We start from the raw sequence: 17,475 nt of genomic DNA on the forward strand, positions 1-17,475 counted from the left end.
TCCGCCCCGGCGAGCGGCGCATTCAAGGTCAATCGTTGCGGCCCGCCATCACGGCGCACATCCCCCAAGCCCGCCTCGCCCAGGATCGCGACGACGCGCCCGTGGCTCTCCGCCGTCACCCCGCGGATCTGCAGGTTGCCCCGGGCCGTCACGTCGAGGAGGCCGTTGCCGCCCTCCCGAGCGGCCTGCGCCGCCGCACGTGCCTGATCGGCGCCGAGCCGTCCGGCGACCGGGTGGAGCCGCACGAGGAGGCCGTCGCCGGTCGGCATCGGCCGGGCGAGGCCCGGGCACCAGCCGCGGCGAGGGGCGGGATTCACGGGCGCCGGGTCGACGGGAGCGGGGCTCATTCGGCGGCCTCGCGTGCGTCGAGGGCGGCGAGGGAGTTGCGCCGGCTGCGCCACAGGCCGCGGTCGCGCAAGGCGGCGAAGCGGTCGCGCAAGGCCTGCGCGACGCCCGGATTGGCCGCTTCGATCGCCGCGAGCACGTCCGGATCGCCGAGATATGCGTCGTAGAGCCGGTCGATGTCGGCATCCGCGACCGCGTCGGTGGCAGCCGCCATGACGAACACCGCATCCAGCCCCTGCGCCAGCTCCTGCGCCCCGCGCCAGCCGTGGCGCAGCTGCGCGGCGATCCAGCGCGGATGGGCGAGGCGGCCGCGCACCAGCCGGGCGACGTCCTCGCGGGCGGTGCGGGCGCGGGGCGCCTCGGGGCGGCTGGTATCGAGGCTGTAGAGGATGGGCGCCGCGCCCAGGGACGCGGCGGCGGCGGAGAACCCCCCCATCGCGTCGGCGGCGGCGTCGCCGTCGAGGAGGTCGCGCTCGGCGACGTCGAAGGCGTGAAGATAGGCGTCCGCCGCCGCGACCCGGGCGGCGAAATCGGCGTCCGAGGCACTCGCCGCTCCCGTCGCCTCCGCGGTGGCGTCGAGATAGGCTCGGGCGAGGTCGCCGCGCCCGGTCCACGCGCCGTCGAGGGCGAGCGCCGCGGTGCCGGCGCCGTAGCGGCCGGGCGCCGCCCCGAACACCCGCGCCGGCGCCTCGCCCCGGCGGCGGGCGGCGGCGAGCGGGTTGTCGGCATCCTCCTCCTCCCGCGCCGCGACCGCCCGGGCGGCGCGGTCGAGGAGGGCCAGCGTCTCCGGGAAGGTATCGCGGAAGGCGCCGGAGACCCGGACGGTCACGTCGATCCGCGGCCGGTCGAGAAGGGCGAGGGGCAGCACCTCGAAGCCGGTCACTCGGGTCGAGGCATGGTCCCAGACCGGGCGCACGCCCATCAGCGCGAGGGCCTGCGCCACGTCCTCGCCGCCGGTGCGCAAGGTGGGCGAGGCCCAGAGATCCATGACGAGGCGAGCGGGATACTCGCCCTCGTCCTGGAGGTAGCGGCGCACCACCTCGGCGGCGGCTTTTTCGCCCAGCATCGCGGCGGCCCGGGTCGGGAGCGCCCGGGGATCGAGGGTGGCGAGGTTGCGCCCCGTCGGCAGCACGTCGGCCCGGCCGCGGGCCGGCGAGCCGGCGGGGCCGGGCTCGACGAAGCGGCCGTCGAGGCCCTTCAGCAGCCCCGCCCGCTCGGCCGGGCCGCAGGCGGGATGGGCGTCCGGTGCCTCGCCGAAGACGTGCAGCCCGTCGCGCATCGTCACCTCGCCGAGGTCGCACAGATGCGCGTCGAGGGCGGCGAGCGCGTCCGGCATCGGCGTCGCGCGGTCGATTCCGGCGGCCGCGAGGAGGCCGGCATCCTCCGCCCGCTCCAGGATACCCCGGGCGATGAGCGTCGCCCGGCGGGGATCGAGCACGGTCGCGGCGGAATATTCCTCCACCAGCTCGCGCAAGGTCGCGGCCTCCGGATCGAGGCCGGCCGCGGCGGTCTCCGGCGGCAGGTGCCCGATCGTGACGGCGCCGATCCGGCGCTTGGCCGGTGCCGCCTCGCCGGGATCGTCGACGATGAAGGGATAGATCACCGGCAGCGGCCCGATCGCGAGCGCCGGCCAGCAGGCGGGGGAGAGCGCCACCGCCTTGCCGGGCAGCCACTCGGTGGTGCCGTGGGTGCCGAGATGGATCAGCGCATCGTAACCCTCGCGCAACGCCAGGTGGAAGGCGAGGGAGGCGTGGCAGGGCACCGCGTCGGGATCGTGATAGCCCGCCTTGCGGTCGCCCTTGTGGCCGCGATCCGGCTGGAGCGCCACCAGCACGGAGCCGACCTGCACGGCACGGAACCGGAAGGCCCCATCCTGCACGGCCGGATCGTCGGCGGGCTCGCCCCATTCGGCCGCGAGAGCCGCGCGGGCCTCCGCCGGCAGCTGGGCGCGCCAGGCCTCGTAGGCCGAAAGCGGCACCGCGAGGCCCGGCACCCCTTCGGTGAGGCGGCGCATCAGGGCGTCCGGCTCCGGGATGTCGGAGACGGCGTAACCCTCGGCAGACAGGAGGTCGAGGATGGCCCGGGTGCTCGCCGGGGTGTCGAGCCCGACCGCGAATCCGGCCCGGCCGCCCCGGGCCGGGTAGTCGGACAGGATCAGCGCGAGGCGGCGCTCGGACCGCGGCTTGGCGGCGAGGCGGGCCCAGGCGGCGGCGCGGTCGGCGGTGGCGGCAATGCCGGAAAAATCCGGCACGGCGCGGCGCTCGCGAAACCCCTCGACCTCCGGCGCCTCCTCCTTGTGCGAGATCGGGAAGCCGGAGAGCCGCCCATCGAATTCCGGCAAGGCCACCTGCATGGCGAGGTCGGCCGCCCCGAGCCCCCGGCCGGACGCCGCCCAGGCCTCCCGGCCCGCGCCGACCGTGAAGGCCTGGATCACCGGGCATTCCGCCGCATCAAGGACGAAGCCGGCTTCCTCCCGGGCCGAGAAGGCGGTGGCAGCGACGATCACGGCGGGATTCTGGGTTGCGACGGCCGCGCGCACGGCCGCCACCGCCTCCGGGTCCTTGAGGCTCGCCACCGCGACGATGGCGGGGCTGAGGCCCCGCTCCCACAGGGCGGCCGCGAGGGCGGTGACCGGCGCGGTGTCGCCGCCGAGGATCGCCGAGCGGTAGACGAGCACGAGCGCCCGCGGCAGGGCCGAGGCGGGATCCGGCCGATCGCGCACGCCGCAGCCCGGGCACCAGGCGAAGCCCCGCGGCAGGGCGCGGGGCGGCTCGGCCGCGATCGGCCGGCCGAGCTCGGCGGCGATCCGCGTGAGGAGCCCGCGCAGGTTCTCAGGACCGCCGGCGCGGAAATAGGCGTCGAGGGTGTCGCGCAGCTCCGGCGTCACCGTCGAGACCGCGTCGAGGCGCGGATCCGGCCGGTCGTCCCCCGGCAGCACCGCGAGGGGGATGCCGTGCGCCCGGCACGTCTCGGAGAGCCGCTCGATGCCGTAGCGCCAATAATCGAGCCCACCGAGGCAGCGCACCAGCACGAAGCGGGCCCGGGCTATCACCGCGTCGGCGTAGAGGTCGACCGAGAGCGGGTGGCGCAGCTGCGCGAGCTTGGCGAGCCGCAGGCTCGGCCATTCTCCGGGCAGGCCTGCATAAGCGTTCGCCAGACCGGCGAGATCGGAATCGGTGAAGGACAGGGCGACGATGTCACCGGGCGCCTGGCCCAGATCGACCGCCGCCTCGCCCTCGTCGAGGGAGACCGAATCGATGCGCAGGAGGTGCATCTGTCGGCCTCAGGGACGGAATGAGCAGGTACGGCCGCTCAACCGCTGAACCGGCTCCCCACCGACCATCCGGTTACGCTCGTTGTGGCGCTCCTGCCAGGCGAAGAACTCCTGCACGCTCCAGCGCTCCAGTTTGGGCTCCGACATGCGATGCCCTCCCGGGCTCTGGGGGTTCTGTTGTTCCGGGCCGATGTAACTTTGGCGGCATATGGCGTCTGGCGCTCGCGTATCAAAATAATGCGCGTATCTCTCCTATCCCCGCCCACGCAGGGCTGTCCGGGGAAACGAGAGATACGCACCTCCCGTCTTGCGAAGCCGAACCTACCCCCGCAATGCCGCCGCCACCGCGTCCTTGTCGAACCCGGTGAGGCCGATCACCACGAGCGTCCCGTCCCGGTGCTCGCCCGGACGCCAGGGGCGGTCGTAATGGTGGGCGACGCGGCGGCCGACGCCCTGGACGACGAGGCGCATCGGCTTGTCGGCGACGGCGCAGAAGCCCTTGATCCGTAACACCCCCGCCACCTCGGCGGCCTTGGCGACCCGGGCGGCGAGATCGTCGGGCGAGCCGGCGGCTTTCACGGGCAGCGCCACGCTCTCGAAATCGTCGTGGTCGTGGTCCTCTTCCGTCTCGTGATGCGAGGGCCGGGCAGCGAGGTCGTCCTCGGCGGCCGCGTTGAGACCGAGCAGCACGCGGGAATCGAGGGCGCCGTGGGCAGTCTCGACGAGCTTGACGGCGCGCGGCAGATGCGCCTCCACCTCGGCGCGGACGCGGGCCCGCTCGCTCTCGTTGAGCAGGTCCGACTTGTTCATCACCACGAGGTCCGCGCAGAGGAGCTGGTCCTCGAACACCTCCTCGAGCGGGTTCTCGTGCTCGACGCTGGCATCGGCCGCACGCTGGGCGGCGAGCGCCTCCGGATCGTCCGCGAAGGCGCCCGAGGCCACCGCCGGGCCGTCCACCACCGCCACCACGCCGTCGACGGTCACCCGCGAGCGGATCGCCGGCCAGTTGAAGGCCTGGACCAGGGGCTTCGGCAAAGCGAGGCCGGAGGTCTCGATCAGGATGTGCTCCGGCGGCTCCGGTCGGTCGAGGAGCTTGTTCAGGGCCGGCACGAAGTCGTCGGCGACGGTGCAGCAGATGCAGCCGTTCGGCAGTTCCACCACCGCGTCGGCGTCGCAGCCCGGGATGCCGCACTCGGCCAGCAGCGAGCCGTCGAAGCCGACATCGCCGAACTCGTTGACGATGATCGCCAGGCGCCGGCCGTCATTGTGCTCGACCGCGTGGCGCACCAGCGTCGTCTTGCCGGCGCCGAGGAAGCCCGTGACGATGGTGCAGGGGATTTTCTTGAGGATGGTCATGGGGTCACCGGCGCGGGAGGGATGCGGGCGACGACGCCCTTTCGGAATTCCTGTGGACGCTCGCGCCAGGGCACGAGGCCGTCCGGGGTCCCGGCATAGAGGCCGACGCCGTCGAGGATGACGTCGGCGGAGATTTTGGGGTCGAGGTCGCCGTAGATGTAGGTCCAGCGGCCGGGGCTCGCGACCGCGACCGTGCAGGGCCGCTTGCAGACCGAGAGGCATTCCACCGGCTCGATCCGCACCGGCGCGCCGGGCCGGGCCGCGAGTGCCCGGGCGAGCGCATCGTGCAGGCGCGCGCCGGCGCGGGGGCCGTCGGCCGGATCGGCGGCGTCGCGGCAGGTGGTGCAGACGTAGAGGGTGCAGAGGTCGGAGGAGGTCGGCTCGCTCACGCGGGCACCTCGCTCCGGCGCGCAGCGCCCTTCGTGCCGGCGACGGCATTCCAGGCCCAGCCGAAGGCGAGACCGAGCACCGCCCAGAACGCGAAGGCGACCGCCAGCGACCGGGCGGCGAACTGCGCCGCGTAGACCGGCGGCATCGCGGAGATCTCTTCCGGCCCGTGCGGGGCGCCCCAGATGTGCGGCGCGACGATGAGGGCGAGGCCGACCGCGATCGCGGCGGGCCCGCGGCGGATCGCCACCAGGTAGAGGCCGGTCGCGGTGGCGAGCGCCGTCGCGACCCACCAGAGTTGGCGCGATTCGAGGGCGGCCGCCGCAGCACCGGGCAGTTCCGGCGGCAGCCCGACCGCCGGCGCGAGGCTGGCGGCGAGGAAGCCGCCGATGCCGAATTTCAGCGCCTCGGACGGCGTCACCGCGCGGCCGGTGGCGACCAGCACCGCGCCGAGGAGCAGCGCGTAGCCGACACCGCTCACCAGCGTCGCCAGCGCCGTGAAAGCGAGGCGCGGCAGGCCGGGCGCCGGCTGCCATTGCGGCTCAGCCCCGTGGTCGTGGCCGGCATGAGCCAGCACGATCAACGGGTTGGCGAAGGCGTGTTTGGCCGGCGCCACGCTCTCCGCCGTCTCGTACTTCTCCGCCGCCAGGATCAGCGGCGAGGTGAGGGCGAATTGCAGGACCGAGGCCACGCACGCGGCGAGGAAGCCGGCGACCAGTGCCGCGGCGAGCAGACGTTTCGTCATGGGGGGATCACCTGCACGACCAAAGGGCCACGGGCCCGCAGCCCCTCAAGGGCGCAGGCCGCGCGGCTTTGCGAGGGTCAGGCCCTGGTCAGTGGCAGGGGAAGTTGTGGGCGTGGCGCCAGTCGTGCGCGGCGTTGTGCAACGCGACCACGGGCGCGAAGCCGGAGACGAACAGGAGCCCGATGCCGAGCGTGGCAGCCAGGAGGACGGCGCTCAGGCGCTCGCCGACGAGGGCGGGGGAGAGGGACCGGGTGATCGCGACCATGACGAACTCCTGCCGCCCCACCGGCGGCGTCGAGAGAAAGGGGTGACGGCAGGTCTCCTGGCTCGCGGCGTCTTGCTGGCCCACCGCCTTCCCGGATCGCTCCAGTGGCCGATGGCGGACCGTGTGTGACCGCTCACAGTTGCGGGGGCAGCCGCGGCATACCGGAAGAAGCCCGGCTCCCGCGTTCCCTTTTCACCTCGTCGCCGAGGCACCGTCGTGCCCGACCCTAGCCGGTCGCCTGCGGGCTTGCAATCGGCGCGGCCTGCCGCGACACCTCCGGCCCCGAGTTTTTCGCGGCCCCGAGTTCTTCGCCAGACAAGGAGATGCCCGTGCCGGATCCGGACCACGCCGCCTCGCGCCTGACCCTGGTGCTGGGCGGCGCCCGATCGGGAAAAAGCCGCTACGCGGAAGGGCTGATCGAGGCGCGGCCGGGCCCTTGGCTCTACGTCGCGACGGCGCAAGCCTGGGATGACGAGATGCGCGCGCGCATCGCCGAGCATCGCGCCCGCCGGCCTCCGCCCTGGGAGACGGTCGACGCGCCGCGCGACCTGGCGACGGTGATCGCCCGGGCGCCGGCCGGGCGGCCGGTGCTGGTCGATTGCCTGACCCTGTGGCTGACCAACGCGATGCTAGACGAGGCGGCCGACCTTGCGGCGGAGACCGGCTCGCTGGTCGAGGCCTGCCGAACGGCGGCCGGGCCATTAGTGCTGGTTTCGAACGAGGTCGGTTTCGGCATCGTGCCGGAGAACGCGCTCGCCCGCCGGTTCCGCGACGAGGCCGGGCGCCTGCACCAGCGGCTTGCGACGCTCGCCGACCGGGTGGTGCTGGTGGTGGCCGGCCTGCCGATGATCATCAAGGGAGACGCCCAATGAGCGACGACGAGGCGGCGCGCCACCGCGCCAAGATGGAGAAGCGCAAGGCGGTGCAGGACGCCGAGGTCGCGGGCAAGACGATCGAGAAGGGCCTGCTGATCGTCCATACCGGCCCCGGCAAGGGCAAGTCGACCGCCGCCTTCGGGCTGATGCTGCGGGCGCTCGGCCGCGGCTGGCGGGTCGGGGTGGTGCAGTACATCAAGGGCGCCTGGGAGACCGGCGAGCGCTTCGCGCTGGAGCGGTTCCAAGATCAGGTCGCGTGGCACACGATGGGGGAGGGTTTCACCTGGGAGACCCAGGACCGCGACCGCGACATGGCGGCGGCCCGCGCCGCTTGGGCGAAGACCGAGGCGCTGATGGCCGATCCGTCGATCCGGCTGCTGATCCTCGACGAACTCAACATCGCCCTGCGCTACGATTACCTGCCGCTCGACGCGGTGGTGGCGGCGTTGAGCCGGCGCCGGCCGGACCTGCACGTCGTGGTGACGGGGCGCAACGCCAAGCCGGAGCTGATCGCGGCGGCCGACCTCGTCACCGAGATGGGCTCGGTGAAGCACCACTTCGCCGCGGGGGTGAAGGCGCAGGAGGGCATCGAGTTCTGATTGCGAGTTCCGATTGACGGGGAGGGCGGCTCGGGGCTACAGGCTCGGCCATGACCAGCGCCCGCCCGACCGGATTCTATTATTCGCCGCGCAATTAGCGGCGGAGTGCTCGTCATCTCTCAACCGCTGCGACGTGTCGGCGGTTGAGGCTCTCAGGAATTTCCCGGCCCGCCGACCTCGCCCAGATCCGAGGTCTCCCGTGCCGTCCTCCCCCATCCCGCTCCCCGCCCTCGGCCTGATCGGCTTCGGCGCCTTCGGCCGCCTCGTCGCCGCGCATCTGGCACCGCTCTTCACGCTGCGCGTCCACGATCCCTTCGCGCCCGCCTCCGCCTTCGCAGCGGCCGGGATCGAACCTTGCTCTTTGGAAGAAGCCGCCGCCTGCCCGGTGGTGATCCTGGCGACGCCCGTCCCGACCCTGGCGGCTTTAGTCCGGGACATCGCCCCGCACCTGCGGCCGGGCGCCCTCATCCTCGATGTCGGGTCGGTGAAGGTGCGGCCGGCGCAGATCATGCGGGCCGGCCTGCCGCCGGGCGTCGACATCGTCGCGACCCACCCGCTGTTCGGGCCGCAGAGCGCACGGGACGGACTGCGCGGCCTCAAGATCGCGGTCTGCCCGGTGCGGGGCGAGCGCGCCCGACGGGTCGGCGCCTTCCTGCGGCGGGCCCTCGGGCTCACCGTGATCCTGACCACGCCGGAGGCGCATGACCGCGAGGCGGCGGCAGTGCAGGGCCTGACCCACCTGATCGCCAAGGTGCTGGTGGCAATGGAGCCGCTGCCGACCCGGATGACCACCCGCAGCTTCGACCTGGTGATGCAGGCCGTCGGCATGGTCCGGCACGACGCGCCGGAGGTCTACCACGCCATCGAGCGCGAGAACCCTTACGCGGGCGAGGTCAGGCGGCGGTTCTTCGAGCTGGCGGCGCAGATGGACGGGGAGTTGGGGGACATTGACTTGATCGACGCCACGATCACTCCCGACGCCCGCGTGACACTCCGTGTCATCCCGGGGCTCGTCGAAGGCGAGAACCCGGGATCCACAACCGCTGACGGTGCGGAACGAGGCGATAGGCCTTCCGCTTCGTCCTGAAGCGTCAGCGGTTATGGATCCCGGGTTCCGCTTTCGCGGCCCCGGGATGACACGGAGGGTGGCAGGACTTTGGGAGGGAGCCAGAGCGCGCCCTCACTCCCCCGCCGCCTCTTCCGCCGCCCGGGCCCGCTCGCGGCGCTTCTCCATCGCCCGCACCGAGAAGATCGAGGCCTCGTAGAGGAGCAGCATCGGGATCGCGAGCGAGAGCTGGCTGATCACGTCCGGCGGGGTCAGCACCGCGGCGGCGACGAAGACCAGCACGATCGCGTAGCGCCGGCGATCCTTCAGGAATTTCGAATCGATCAGCCCGATCTGGCCCAGCAGGGTCAGGATCACCGGCAGCTGGAACGCGATCCCGAAGGCGAAGATCAGCGTCATGATGAGCGAGAGGTACTCGTCCACCTTCGGCAGGAGCTCGATCGTGGCCTCGCCGGGCTGGCCGATCTGCTGCAGACTGACCGAGAACTTGATCAGCAGCGGCATCGCCAGGAAGTAGACGACGAGGGCGCCGAGCACGAAGAAGACCGGCGTGGCGACGAGGTAGGGCAGGAAGGCGCGGCGCTCGTTGCGGTACAGGCCCGGCGCCACGAAGGCGTAGAGCTGGGTGGCCACGACCGGGAAGGACAGGAAGCCGGCGCCGAACACGCTGAGCTTGATGTTGGTGAACACCTGCTCGAGGAAGTGGGTCGCGATCAGCCGCGCCTTCTCGGCCCCTACCACGGTCACGTAGGGGTGGACCAGGATGTTGTAGATGTGCTGCGCGAAGAAGAAGCAGACGAAAAACATCACCCCGAAGGCGAGCAGCGACTTGATCAGCCGCGAGCGCAGCTCGATCAGGTGCTCGATCAGGGGTGCGCGCGAGGCCTCGATCTCGGCTTCATCGGCCTCGGTCATCATGCGGTCGGGCCCGTGCTGGCGGTGTGGTGAGACGAATCAGGGGCGGCGCGGGCCGCGTCGGCCTTGAGCTGCGCGGTCGCGGCAGCGAGCGTCGAGACCGACGGCTTCTCGACCGCGGGCTCTGGCAGCGCGTAGGCTGGCGGGGCGGCGGGATCGACCGGTGCGGGGTCGATCGGGGCAGGGTCGACCGGCGGATGCGGCTCCGGCAGCGCCGCGTACGGGTCGGAGATGAGGGGATCGGTCCCCGGCATCGCCGCCGTCGCGGGTTTCGGCACGCCGTCGACGGCGCCCTTGATCTCGTTGCGGATGGTCTGGACCGGGTTGAAGCCGGTCGACGTCGCCGACGAGACGCTGCGGTTGATGCCCTCGACCTCGCGGCGGACCTCGTCGAGCTCCGCCTCGCGCATCGCCTCGCTGAACTGGCTCTGGAACTCGCCGGCCATGCGCTTGAGCCGGGCGGTGACCTGGCCGACGGTGCGCAGCGCCTTGGGCAGGTCCTTGGGGCCGATGACGACGAGCGCGACGCCGCCGATCAGCATCACCTCGCCCCAACTCATATCGAACATGGCGTGACGGCCCTGCTACTCGCGCGGCGCAACTCTTGAGCGGGCGCCTCGCGCGGGCTGTCTAGCACGCCGGTGCGCCGGCGCCAGTCACCACCGCGCAGGTTCCCGCCAGAACGCGTCCCCTCGGGACGTGGGAGCGAGGGCACCTGCCGGGATAACCTTCGAGGAACGCGCAAGGCGCGGAGGCGGGCCGGCGGCCACGCGCTCCTGCGCGAGAGAATGGTGACGGACCGCTCAGCCGACCTTGCGGTCGACGTTCGGCTCGGCGGTACCGACCGGCGGCATCTGCGCGGTCGGGACGTGCGTGGGTTGAACCGGGGTCGGCTGCACGTGAACCGGCTGGACCGGAGCCGGCTGCACCACCGGCGGCGCCACCGGCACCGGCGGGACCTGCGCGTGGGGCACCTGCGCCGTCGTGGTCGGGGCCTGGTCCTCGTCGGCCATGCCCTTCTTGAAGGCCTTGATGCCCTTGGCGACGTCGCCCATCAGGTCGGACACCTTGCCGCGCCCGAACAGCAGCATGATGATCACGCCGACGACGATCCAGTGCCAGATACTCGCGCCGCCCATGGTTCTCTCCCGCGCGGCGTTCACGTCGCCGCGGCACTCTCGCGGGGCGTCCTGCGACGCCCCAAACCTCTGTTCCCGCAGGCCCAACGGCGACCCGAGCGCCTGCGGTGCGGCCGGAACGTAAGGACGGCAGGAGGCGAAAACAAGCGTTTCCTCGGGAGTTGGCGGAATGCCCCACCCGGGAATGCAGTGCACCTCGCAAAACTCCCCGCCGCGCCGACGCAGCCCCAGAGAGCTGCGGCGGTGATCGGGAGTGTTGCGAGAGACGCTCAGTCCGCCGCGGCGTCGCCGGGGGCCAGCGGATCCTCGTCGAGCCCGGCCGCACCCGGCTGCGGCACCCGGAAGCCGGCCGGCAGCCGGCCCTCGATCAGGCCGAGACCCTTCAGCTCGTCGAGGCCGGGCAGGTCGGAAACGGCGTCGAGGCCGAAATGGTCGAGGAAGGCCGGGGTGGTACCGTAGGTCACCGGCCGCCCCGGGGTGCGGCGGCGCCCGCGCAGGCGCACCCAGCCGGTCTCGAGCAGCAGGTCGAGGGAGCCCTTCGAGGTGGTGACGCCACGGATCTCCTCGATTTCGGCCCGGGTCACCGGCTGGTGGTAGGCGACGATGGCGAGCGTCTCGAGGGCGGCCCGCGACAGCTTGCGCGCCTCCGGGACGCCGCCCCGCAGGGCGGGGGCGAGGTCGGGCGCCGTGCGGAAGGCGTAGCCGCCGGCCACCCGCGCGAGCGTGATGCCCCGGGGCGCGTAGGCGTCCGCGATCTCTGCGAGCACGGCCCGGATCTCGGTGCCGGGCGGCAGCCGGGCGGCGAGGTCGGCCTCGGAGAGGGGCGCTGGCGCGCAGAAGATCAGCGCCTCGGCGAGGCGCGCAGCCTCGGAGGGGGGAGGCGGGCCGGGGGAGCGGGGAGCCTTCGCCACGCGGCTCTACGGTCCCGCGGCGCGGATCTGGATCGGCGCGAAGGGTCCGTCCTGGCGCAGCAGGATCTGGCCCTCGCGGGCGAGTTCCAGCACTGCGGAGAGCGAGGAGGCGCGCACGGTGGCACGGCGCTTCGGGTCGGCGAGGTATTGCGCGAGATAGGACTCGAGGTCGGTCCAGTCGTCCCGCGGGCCGATCAGCCGCTCCAGTGCGGCGCGGGCATCGACCAGGGACCACACGCTGCGCGGCGGCAGCGTCACCTGCGCCCTTGCCTGCTCCTGGCGCTGGCGGGCATAGGCCGCGATCAGGTCGTGCATGGTGACGGCAAACGAGCCTGGCGCAGCAACGGCGGGTTCCGGCGGGGCGGCGCCGCGGCCGAAGACGTCGCGCCCGAGCTGGGCCCGGCCGGAGAGCATCGCGGCGGCGGCGCGGATCGCCTCGAGGCGGCGCAGCCGCAGGCTCAGGGCCTCGGCGAGGTCGCCGGCGGCGGGTTCGGGGCCGCGGGGCGGCGCCGGCAGCAGCAGGCGCGACTTCAAGTAGGCGAGCCAGGCCGCCATCACGAGGTAATCCGCCGCCAGTTCCAGCCGCAGGCGGCGGGCCTCGTCGATGAACGCGAGGTACTGCTCGACCAGCGCCAGGATCGAGATCCGGGCGAGGTCGACCTTCTGGCGCCGGGCCAGTTCGAGCAGCAGGTCGAGGGGGCCCTCGAAGCCGTCGACATCGACCACGAAGGCCGCGCCGTCGGCGACGTCCCCGGACTCCGCGAAGTCGTCCGCCAACGCGTCCGCCACCTCAGGCCGCGGCGGCGAGCCCGGCATCGAGGCGGGCGCGGGCCTCGGCGGGGTCGAAGGCCGGGGCGGCGGGGGTCAGGCGGGCGAGCGCGGCGTCCGCCCGGCGCAGGGCCTCGCCGGCGAGGACGGGTGCGGCGGCCACGACCTCCTCCATCTCGGCCCGGACGCCGTTGCAGTGCAGGCCGATGTCGCAGCCCGCCCGGAAGGCGGCGGCGGTGCGATCCCGGAAGCTGCCGGAGAGGGCGTTCATCGACAGATCGTCGGTCATCAGGAGGCCGCCGAAGCCGATGCGGCCCCGCACGATCTCGCGGATCACCGTCGCCGAGGTGGTGGCGGGAGTCTCCGGGTCGAGGGCGGGGAACACCACGTGGGCCGACATCGCCATCGGCAGGTCGGCGAGCGCCCGGAAGGGGCGGAAGTCGTGGGCGTCGAGGTCGTCGAGGCTCGCCTCCACCACCGGCAGGGCGTGGTGGCTGTCGGCGCCGGCGCGGCCATGGCCGGGCATGTGCTTCATCACCGGCAGCACGCCGCCGGCCATCAGCCCCTCGGCCACCGCCCGCCCGAAGGCCGCGACCACCGCCGGGTCGGTGCCGTAGGCCCGGTCGCCGATGACGTCGTGGGCGCCCGGCACCGGCACGTCGAGGACCGGCGCGCAATCGACGTTGATGCCGACCTCGGCGAGGTCGTACGCCATCAGGCGGGCGCCGAGATGGGCCAGCATCGGCCCGGTCTCGGGGCCGCCGGCGCGAAGATAGGCCCGCCCGGACGGGTAGGCCGGCCAGTGCGGCCGCGTCATGCGCTGCACCCGGCCGCCCTCCTGGTCGATCAGGATCGGCGCGTCGGCCCGGCCGACGGTGTCGCGGAGCGCCGCCGTCAGGGCGCGGACCTGATCCGGCGTCTCGACGTTGCGCTTGAACAGGATGAAGCCCCAGGGCCGCACCGCGCGGAAGAAGGCGGCCTCCTCGGGGCTCAAGGTCGGGCCGGCGCAACCGAGGATCAGGGCAAGGGTCATCGACGGCGGCTCTCGGCGGTTGAGAAGAGGGGAACGATCGCGCGGTCCCGCCCGGCACCCATGACGGGCGCCGATGATTCGGGAAACGCAAGCGCAAAGAGCGGATAATTTAGGCGATTCGCCGGCCCCGGCTGTCGGCGATGCGCCACAGCCGGAGGGTTTTCCGGCGCCCGGCCTACGACCGGGGCGCCTCCGCCCGCGGGATCTGGCGGCTCCGTTCCCGATATCAGCTCTCGATATCAGTTCTTGGCGACGAAGCAGGCAGCGCCCGCGGCCTTGAGCTTGCCGCACAGGCTGTCAGCGCTGTCCTTCGCCATCGGCCCGACGCGGACGCGGTAGATCGACTTGCCGTTGACCTCGGCCTGGCGGATCAGCGGCGACTGCCCACCGAGCACGGCGCCGTAGCGCTCCTGGGCCTGGCGGAACGCCACCTCGGCCTCCTTCTCGGTAGCGCGCACCGAGAGCTGAACCGAGAAGCCGCCGACCGGCGCCTGGGGCGTCGGCACCGCCTGGGTGGTGGTCGGCGCCTCGGCGGAGGCGACGCGCTGCACCGGCTTCTGCCGCGGCTCGGCAACCGGGGTCTCGGCGGGCGTCTCGGCCACCGGGGTGCGGGCGGCGGGAGCGGTCGCGATGGTGCGCGGGCCGCGCGGGGTGACCGGCGCCGGGGGCGAGCCCGTTGCCTCGCTCGGCAGGGTCATGGTCGGGATCGGCGAGGCCGCGGGGCCCTGCGCGGCCTGCGCCTGCGCCTGCGCGGCGGCCTGGGCCGCGCGCTGGGCCTCGGCCGGCGAGGGCTCGGGCCGGACCGAGACGGTGCGCACCCGGCGCGGCTCGCCGAGGGATTCGGTCAGGGCATTGCCCGGGGCGGCGGGCGTCGCCGACGCGCCGGCCTCGGCGGCGAGCGAGCGGGCCGCCTGCTTCACGTCGAGGGGTTGCTCCTCGCGGTTGACGATGCGGATCTGCCCGTCCTTGGCCGGCGCGGTCGCGGTGCGCTCGTAGATCTGCTTGTTCTGGTCCGGGATCTCGACGCCGCCGGCATTCTGCGGCGCCACCTTGAGGGGAGTCTGGTCGGCCACCACCAAGATCGGCGCGCCGGAGCGGCTATGGTGAAACGCCTTCCAGGTCAGCGCCCCGCCGATCGAGGCCGCGACGATGCCGAGCGCGGTGCCGACGAGGGCGATGCGCCGGCGACCCCGCGGCCGCGGCTCGGGGTTCGTCTCCGGCTCGGGGGCGGCGGGCGCCGGCTCGGAATCGGTCTCGCGCTCGACCGCGGCGAGGTACTGATTGAAGGCGGAGGCCGGGGTATGGGCCGGCATCGGCGCCCCGAGGGTCGGCTCGTTGCGGGTGGCCGAGAGGCCGGATTCGGGCGGGGGCGCCTCGCCGTAGCTCGGCATCACCGGCTCGACGCGGCCGCGCGGCGGCTCGGCGGCGCGGGTCGCCTCCTTGGCCTCCTTGGCCTCGAGCAGGGCGCGGAACGGATCGTCCTGGCCGACGATGCGGGCGAGCTCGGCAAGGGGGTCGGGCCGGGCGCCCGGATGACCCTGGCGGGTGGGAGCCGGCTGCCGATCCTGCTCGTAGCCGTCGTAATCGACGGGAATCCGGGAAGCATTGGTCGTCATGGCAGCACCATCCTGTTCGCCCTCGCGTCACCTCACCGCGCTCGGGCCCGGCTCGGCGGCACCGGCCGCCGCTCCCGATATGGGAAGGGCGGCCGTCAGATCCCATCGCTCGCGTCCCGTCGCGGCATCACCTTGCGGCATACCGCGACGACCGGTCGCGCTCCGGTCCCCGGGGCGACGCCTCAGCGCATCTCGTCGGGCGCACCGACGCCGAGGATCCCGAGATTGGACGCGACCACGCCCTTGAGGGCAGCGACGAGGGCCAGCCTCGCCTCGGTGGACTTTCTGTCGGTTTGATTAACAAACCGTAATTGCGGCAAGTCTTTGCCCTTGTTCCAGAAACTATGGAACGCGCTGGCGAGCTCGTAGAGGTGGAAGGCGACGCGGTGCGGCTCGTGGGCGGCCGCCGCCGCCTCGATGACGCGCGGCACCTGGGCGATCAGGCGCATCATCTCGAGCTCGCCCGGATCGGTCAGGCCCGACAGGTCGGCGCCCGCGAGCGCGGCCGGCGACAGGTCGAGGTCGGGGAACGCCTCGCGGGCCTGGCGGAACACCGAGGCCGCGCGGGCATGCGCGTACTGGACGTAGAAGACCGGGTTGTCCTTCGACTGCTCCACCACCTTGGCGAGATCGAAATCGAGCGTCGCGTCGTTCTTGCGGTAGAGCATCATGAACCGCACGGGGTCGCGCCCGACCTCGTCGATCACCTCGCGCAGGGTGACGAACTCGCCCGCCCGCTTCGACATCTTCACCGGCTCGCCGCCGCGCAGGAGCCGCACCAGCTGGCACAGCTTGACGTCGAGGACCGCCTTCCCGTCGGAGACCGCCTTCACCGCCGCCTGCATGCGCTTGACGTAGCCGCCATGGTCGGCGCCGAGCACGTCGATCAGCTCGACGGCGCCGCGCTCGACCTTCGCGCGGTGATAGGCGATGTCGGAGGCGAAGTAGGTGAAGCTGCCGTCGGATTTCAGGAGCGGCCGGTCGATGTCGTCGCCGAAGGCGGTGGCCCGGAACAGGGTCTGCTCACGGTCCTCCCAGTCTTCCGGCAGCTGGCCCTTCGGCGGCGGCAGCCGGCCCTCGTAGACGAGGCCCTTGGCCCGCAGGTCGGCGATCAGCGCCGCCACGGCGCCGCCGTTGCCGCCCTCCTGCAGGGTGCGCTCGGAGAAGAACACGTCGTGGTGGATGCCGATCGCCGCGAGGTCCTCGCGGATCCGGTCCATCATCCGGTCGATGGAGAAGTCGCGCACCAGGGGCAGCCACTCGGCCTCGGGCTTGTCGCGGAGCGTCTCGCCGTAACGCTCCTTCAGCGCCTCGCCGACGGGCACGAGGTAGTCGCCCGGATAGAGGCCCTCGGGAATCGCGACGGTCTCGCCCAACGCCTCGCGGTAGCGCAGGAAGGCCGAGCGGGCGAGCACGTCGACCTGCGCGCCGGCATCGTTGATGTAGTATTCGCGCGTCACGTCGCGGCCGGCGGCGGCGAGCAGATTGGCCAGCGCGTCGCCGAACACCGCGCCGCGGCCGTGGCCGACATGCATCGGACCGGTCGGGTTGGCCGAGACGTACTCGACATTGACGCCGCCCGGCGCGGGCGCGCCGCGGCCGTAGGCCTCGCCCTCGCGCAGCACCGCCTGCACCACCTTGGCATAGATCGCGGGGTCGAGTCGCAGGTTGATGAAGCCCGGCCCGGCGACCGCGGCGTCGGTCACGCGGGGATCCTGGCGCAGGTCCGCCGCCAGCGCCTCGGCCAGGGCCTTCGGATTGGTGCGCGCCTCCTTCGCCAGCACCAGGGCGGCGTTGGTGGCGAGGTCGCCGTGGCTCGGATCGCGCGGCGGCTCGACCACCACGCGGGCGCGGTCCAGCCCCTCCGGCAGGGTGCCGGCGCGGGTGAGCGTCTCGAGCGCCTCGCCGATGCGGGCCTCGAAGGCGGCGAAGATGTTCATGCGTTGACCAGTTCTGCAAAGTTCGGGCCGGAGGCGGGCGTGCCGCATCCGGCGCGCCGGGCTCTTCTCACGCCGGGGCGGGCGGCTGCAAGCGGGGCGGTTCGAGCAGACATCTCTCCTCCCCCTTGTGGGGAGGAGCCGGAGGTGGGGGTGGTGCCGGAGAAGTCTCAGCGGTGCCTTCTGCACCACCCCCACGTGGGATCTTCGATCCCCATGACCCCTCCCCACAAGGGGGAGGGGA

General features: G+C 73.0%; 17 protein-coding genes, 1 pseudogene and 1 riboswitch. Of the genes and pseudogenes, 3 read left to right on the forward strand and 15 right to left on the reverse strand.

Annotated features, from left to right (window positions below; translation table 11 throughout):
* Positions 1-86: 86 nt before the first annotated feature.
* The 7 genes and pseudogenes from ABZT49_RS34270 to ABZT49_RS10780 all read right to left on the reverse strand — a co-directional run.
* Positions 87-347: pseudogene (locus ABZT49_RS34270) on the reverse strand (precorrin-3B synthase); the annotation flags it as partial.
* On the reverse strand, positions 344-3,619 hold the full coding sequence (gene cobN, locus ABZT49_RS10755; RefSeq protein WP_355286051.1) for a cobaltochelatase subunit CobN: 3,276 nt from the start codon (positions 3,617-3,619) through the stop codon (positions 344-346). The pseudogene ABZT49_RS34270 and the gene cobN, both read right to left, overlap by 4 nt.
* Before the next feature lie 9 nt (positions 3,620-3,628).
* A complete protein-coding gene (locus tag ABZT49_RS10760; protein WP_355286053.1) occupies positions 3,629-3,766 on the reverse strand; it encodes a hypothetical protein in 138 nt (45 codons plus the stop codon).
* A 174-nt stretch (positions 3,767-3,940) separates the two neighbouring features.
* Positions 3,941-4,975, reverse strand: a complete 1,035-nt coding sequence (cobW, locus tag ABZT49_RS10765; protein ID WP_355286055.1) for a cobalamin biosynthesis protein CobW — start codon at positions 4,973-4,975, stop codon at positions 3,941-3,943.
* A complete protein-coding gene (locus ABZT49_RS10770; protein ID WP_355286056.1) occupies positions 4,972-5,364 on the reverse strand; it encodes a DUF1636 domain-containing protein in 393 nt (130 codons plus the stop codon). The genes cobW and ABZT49_RS10770 overlap by 4 nt, the downstream gene beginning before the upstream one ends.
* A complete protein-coding gene (locus tag ABZT49_RS10775) occupies positions 5,361-6,107 on the reverse strand; it encodes a CbtA family protein (protein WP_355286058.1) in 747 nt (248 codons plus the stop codon). Before ABZT49_RS10775 ends, ABZT49_RS10770 begins: the two co-directional genes overlap by 4 nt.
* An 88-nt stretch (positions 6,108-6,195) precedes the next feature.
* A complete protein-coding gene (locus ABZT49_RS10780) occupies positions 6,196-6,372 on the reverse strand; it encodes a CbtB domain-containing protein (protein ID WP_093571268.1) in 177 nt (58 codons plus the stop codon).
* Positions 6,373-6,401: 29 nt separating this feature from the next.
* Positions 6,402-6,603: riboswitch (cobalamin riboswitch) on the reverse strand.
* A gap of 92 nt (positions 6,604-6,695) precedes the next feature.
* Here ABZT49_RS10780 and cobU point away from each other — a divergent pair.
* The 3 genes from cobU (at position 6,696) to ABZT49_RS10795 (ending at position 8,933) form a co-directional block, all read left to right on the forward strand.
* Positions 6,696-7,244 (forward strand): bifunctional adenosylcobinamide kinase/adenosylcobinamide-phosphate guanylyltransferase, encoded by a 549-nt coding sequence (gene cobU, locus ABZT49_RS10785; RefSeq protein WP_407943483.1) that lies wholly within the window; start codon positions 6,696-6,698, stop codon positions 7,242-7,244.
* Positions 7,241-7,846: a cob(I)yrinic acid a,c-diamide adenosyltransferase gene (gene cobO / locus ABZT49_RS10790; RefSeq protein WP_355286061.1), complete on the forward strand. Its 606-nt coding sequence runs from the start codon at positions 7,241-7,243 to the stop codon at positions 7,844-7,846. Before cobU ends, cobO begins: the two co-directional genes overlap by 4 nt.
* Positions 7,847-8,045: 199 nt before the next feature.
* Positions 8,046-8,933: a prephenate dehydrogenase gene (locus ABZT49_RS10795; RefSeq protein WP_355286063.1), complete on the forward strand. Its 888-nt coding sequence runs from the start codon at positions 8,046-8,048 to the stop codon at positions 8,931-8,933.
* Between the two features lie 93 nt (positions 8,934-9,026).
* Here the strand turns inward: ABZT49_RS10795 and tatC are convergent, their stop codons facing one another.
* The 8 genes from tatC to argS all read right to left on the reverse strand — a co-directional run bounded on the left by tatC (position 9,027) and on the right by argS (position 17,234).
* Entirely contained in the window at positions 9,027-9,830 is an 804-nt protein-coding gene (gene tatC, locus ABZT49_RS10800; protein WP_355286065.1) for a twin-arginine translocase subunit TatC, read from the reverse strand.
* The gene (tatB, locus tag ABZT49_RS10805) at positions 9,827-10,396 is read right to left on the reverse strand and encodes a Sec-independent protein translocase protein TatB (RefSeq protein ID WP_355286067.1); all 570 of its coding nucleotides are present in this window, start codon (positions 10,394-10,396) and stop codon (positions 9,827-9,829) included. The genes tatC and tatB overlap by 4 nt, the downstream gene beginning before the upstream one ends.
* A 234-nt stretch (positions 10,397-10,630) precedes the next feature.
* A complete protein-coding gene (locus ABZT49_RS10810) occupies positions 10,631-10,966 on the reverse strand; it encodes a twin-arginine translocase TatA/TatE family subunit (protein ID WP_355286069.1) in 336 nt (111 codons plus the stop codon).
* Positions 10,967-11,235: 269 nt separating this feature from the next.
* The gene (scpB, locus tag ABZT49_RS10815) at positions 11,236-11,877 is read right to left on the reverse strand and encodes an SMC-Scp complex subunit ScpB (protein WP_355286071.1); all 642 of its coding nucleotides are present in this window, start codon (positions 11,875-11,877) and stop codon (positions 11,236-11,238) included.
* Between the two features lie 6 nt (positions 11,878-11,883).
* Entirely contained in the window at positions 11,884-12,666 is a 783-nt protein-coding gene (locus ABZT49_RS10820; RefSeq protein WP_407943484.1) for a segregation and condensation protein A, read from the reverse strand.
* A 1-nt stretch (position 12,667) separates the two neighbouring features.
* Positions 12,668-13,678 carry a beta-N-acetylhexosaminidase gene (gene nagZ, locus ABZT49_RS10825; protein ID WP_355286074.1) on the reverse strand — a complete coding sequence of 337 codons (1,011 nt, stop codon included), beginning with the start codon at positions 13,676-13,678 and terminating at the stop codon, positions 12,668-12,670.
* Positions 13,679-13,917: 239 nt separating this feature from the next.
* A complete protein-coding gene (locus ABZT49_RS10830; protein WP_355286075.1) occupies positions 13,918-15,294 on the reverse strand; it encodes an SPOR domain-containing protein in 1,377 nt (458 codons plus the stop codon).
* A 182-nt stretch (positions 15,295-15,476) separates the two neighbouring features.
* The gene (gene argS / locus ABZT49_RS10835) at positions 15,477-17,234 is read right to left on the reverse strand and encodes an arginine--tRNA ligase (RefSeq protein ID WP_355286076.1); all 1,758 of its coding nucleotides are present in this window, start codon (positions 17,232-17,234) and stop codon (positions 15,477-15,479) included.
* Positions 17,235-17,475: the final 241 nt, after the last annotated feature.

The sequence above is a fragment of the Methylobacterium sp. EM32 genome (assembly GCF_040593685.1).
GTDB lineage: Bacteria > Pseudomonadota > Alphaproteobacteria > Rhizobiales > Beijerinckiaceae > Methylobacterium.

Coding starts and splice junctions, on each gene's coding strand:
- cobN (WP_355286051.1), bottom strand. CDS start 3,619: ATGCACCTCCTGCGCATCGATTCGGTCTCCCTCGACGAGGGCGAGGCG.
- ABZT49_RS10760 (WP_355286053.1), bottom strand. CDS start 3,766: ATGTCGGAGCCCAAACTGGAGCGCTGGAGCGTGCAGGAGTTCTTCGCC.
- cobW (WP_355286055.1), bottom strand. CDS start 4,975: ATGACCATCCTCAAGAAAATCCCCTGCACCATCGTCACGGGCTTCCTC.
- ABZT49_RS10775 (WP_355286058.1), bottom strand. CDS start 6,107: ATGACGAAACGTCTGCTCGCCGCGGCACTGGTCGCCGGCTTCCTCGCC.
- ABZT49_RS10780 (WP_093571268.1), bottom strand. CDS start 6,372: ATGGTCGCGATCACCCGGTCCCTCTCCCCCGCCCTCGTCGGCGAGCGC.
- cobU (WP_407943483.1), top strand. CDS start 6,696: ATGCCCGTGCCGGATCCGGACCACGCCGCCTCGCGCCTGACCCTGGTG.
- cobO (WP_355286061.1), top strand. CDS start 7,241: ATGAGCGACGACGAGGCGGCGCGCCACCGCGCCAAGATGGAGAAGCGC.
- tatC (WP_355286065.1), bottom strand. CDS start 9,830: ATGATGACCGAGGCCGATGAAGCCGAGATCGAGGCCTCGCGCGCACCC.
- tatB (WP_355286067.1), bottom strand. CDS start 10,396: ATGTTCGATATGAGTTGGGGCGAGGTGATGCTGATCGGCGGCGTCGCG.
- ABZT49_RS10810 (WP_355286069.1), bottom strand. CDS start 10,966: ATGGGCGGCGCGAGTATCTGGCACTGGATCGTCGTCGGCGTGATCATC.
- nagZ (WP_355286074.1), bottom strand. CDS start 13,678: ATGACCCTTGCCCTGATCCTCGGTTGCGCCGGCCCGACCTTGAGCCCC.
- ABZT49_RS10830 (WP_355286075.1), bottom strand. CDS start 15,294: ATGACGACCAATGCTTCCCGGATTCCCGTCGATTACGACGGCTACGAG.
- argS (WP_355286076.1), bottom strand. CDS start 17,234: ATGAACATCTTCGCCGCCTTCGAGGCCCGCATCGGCGAGGCGCTCGAG.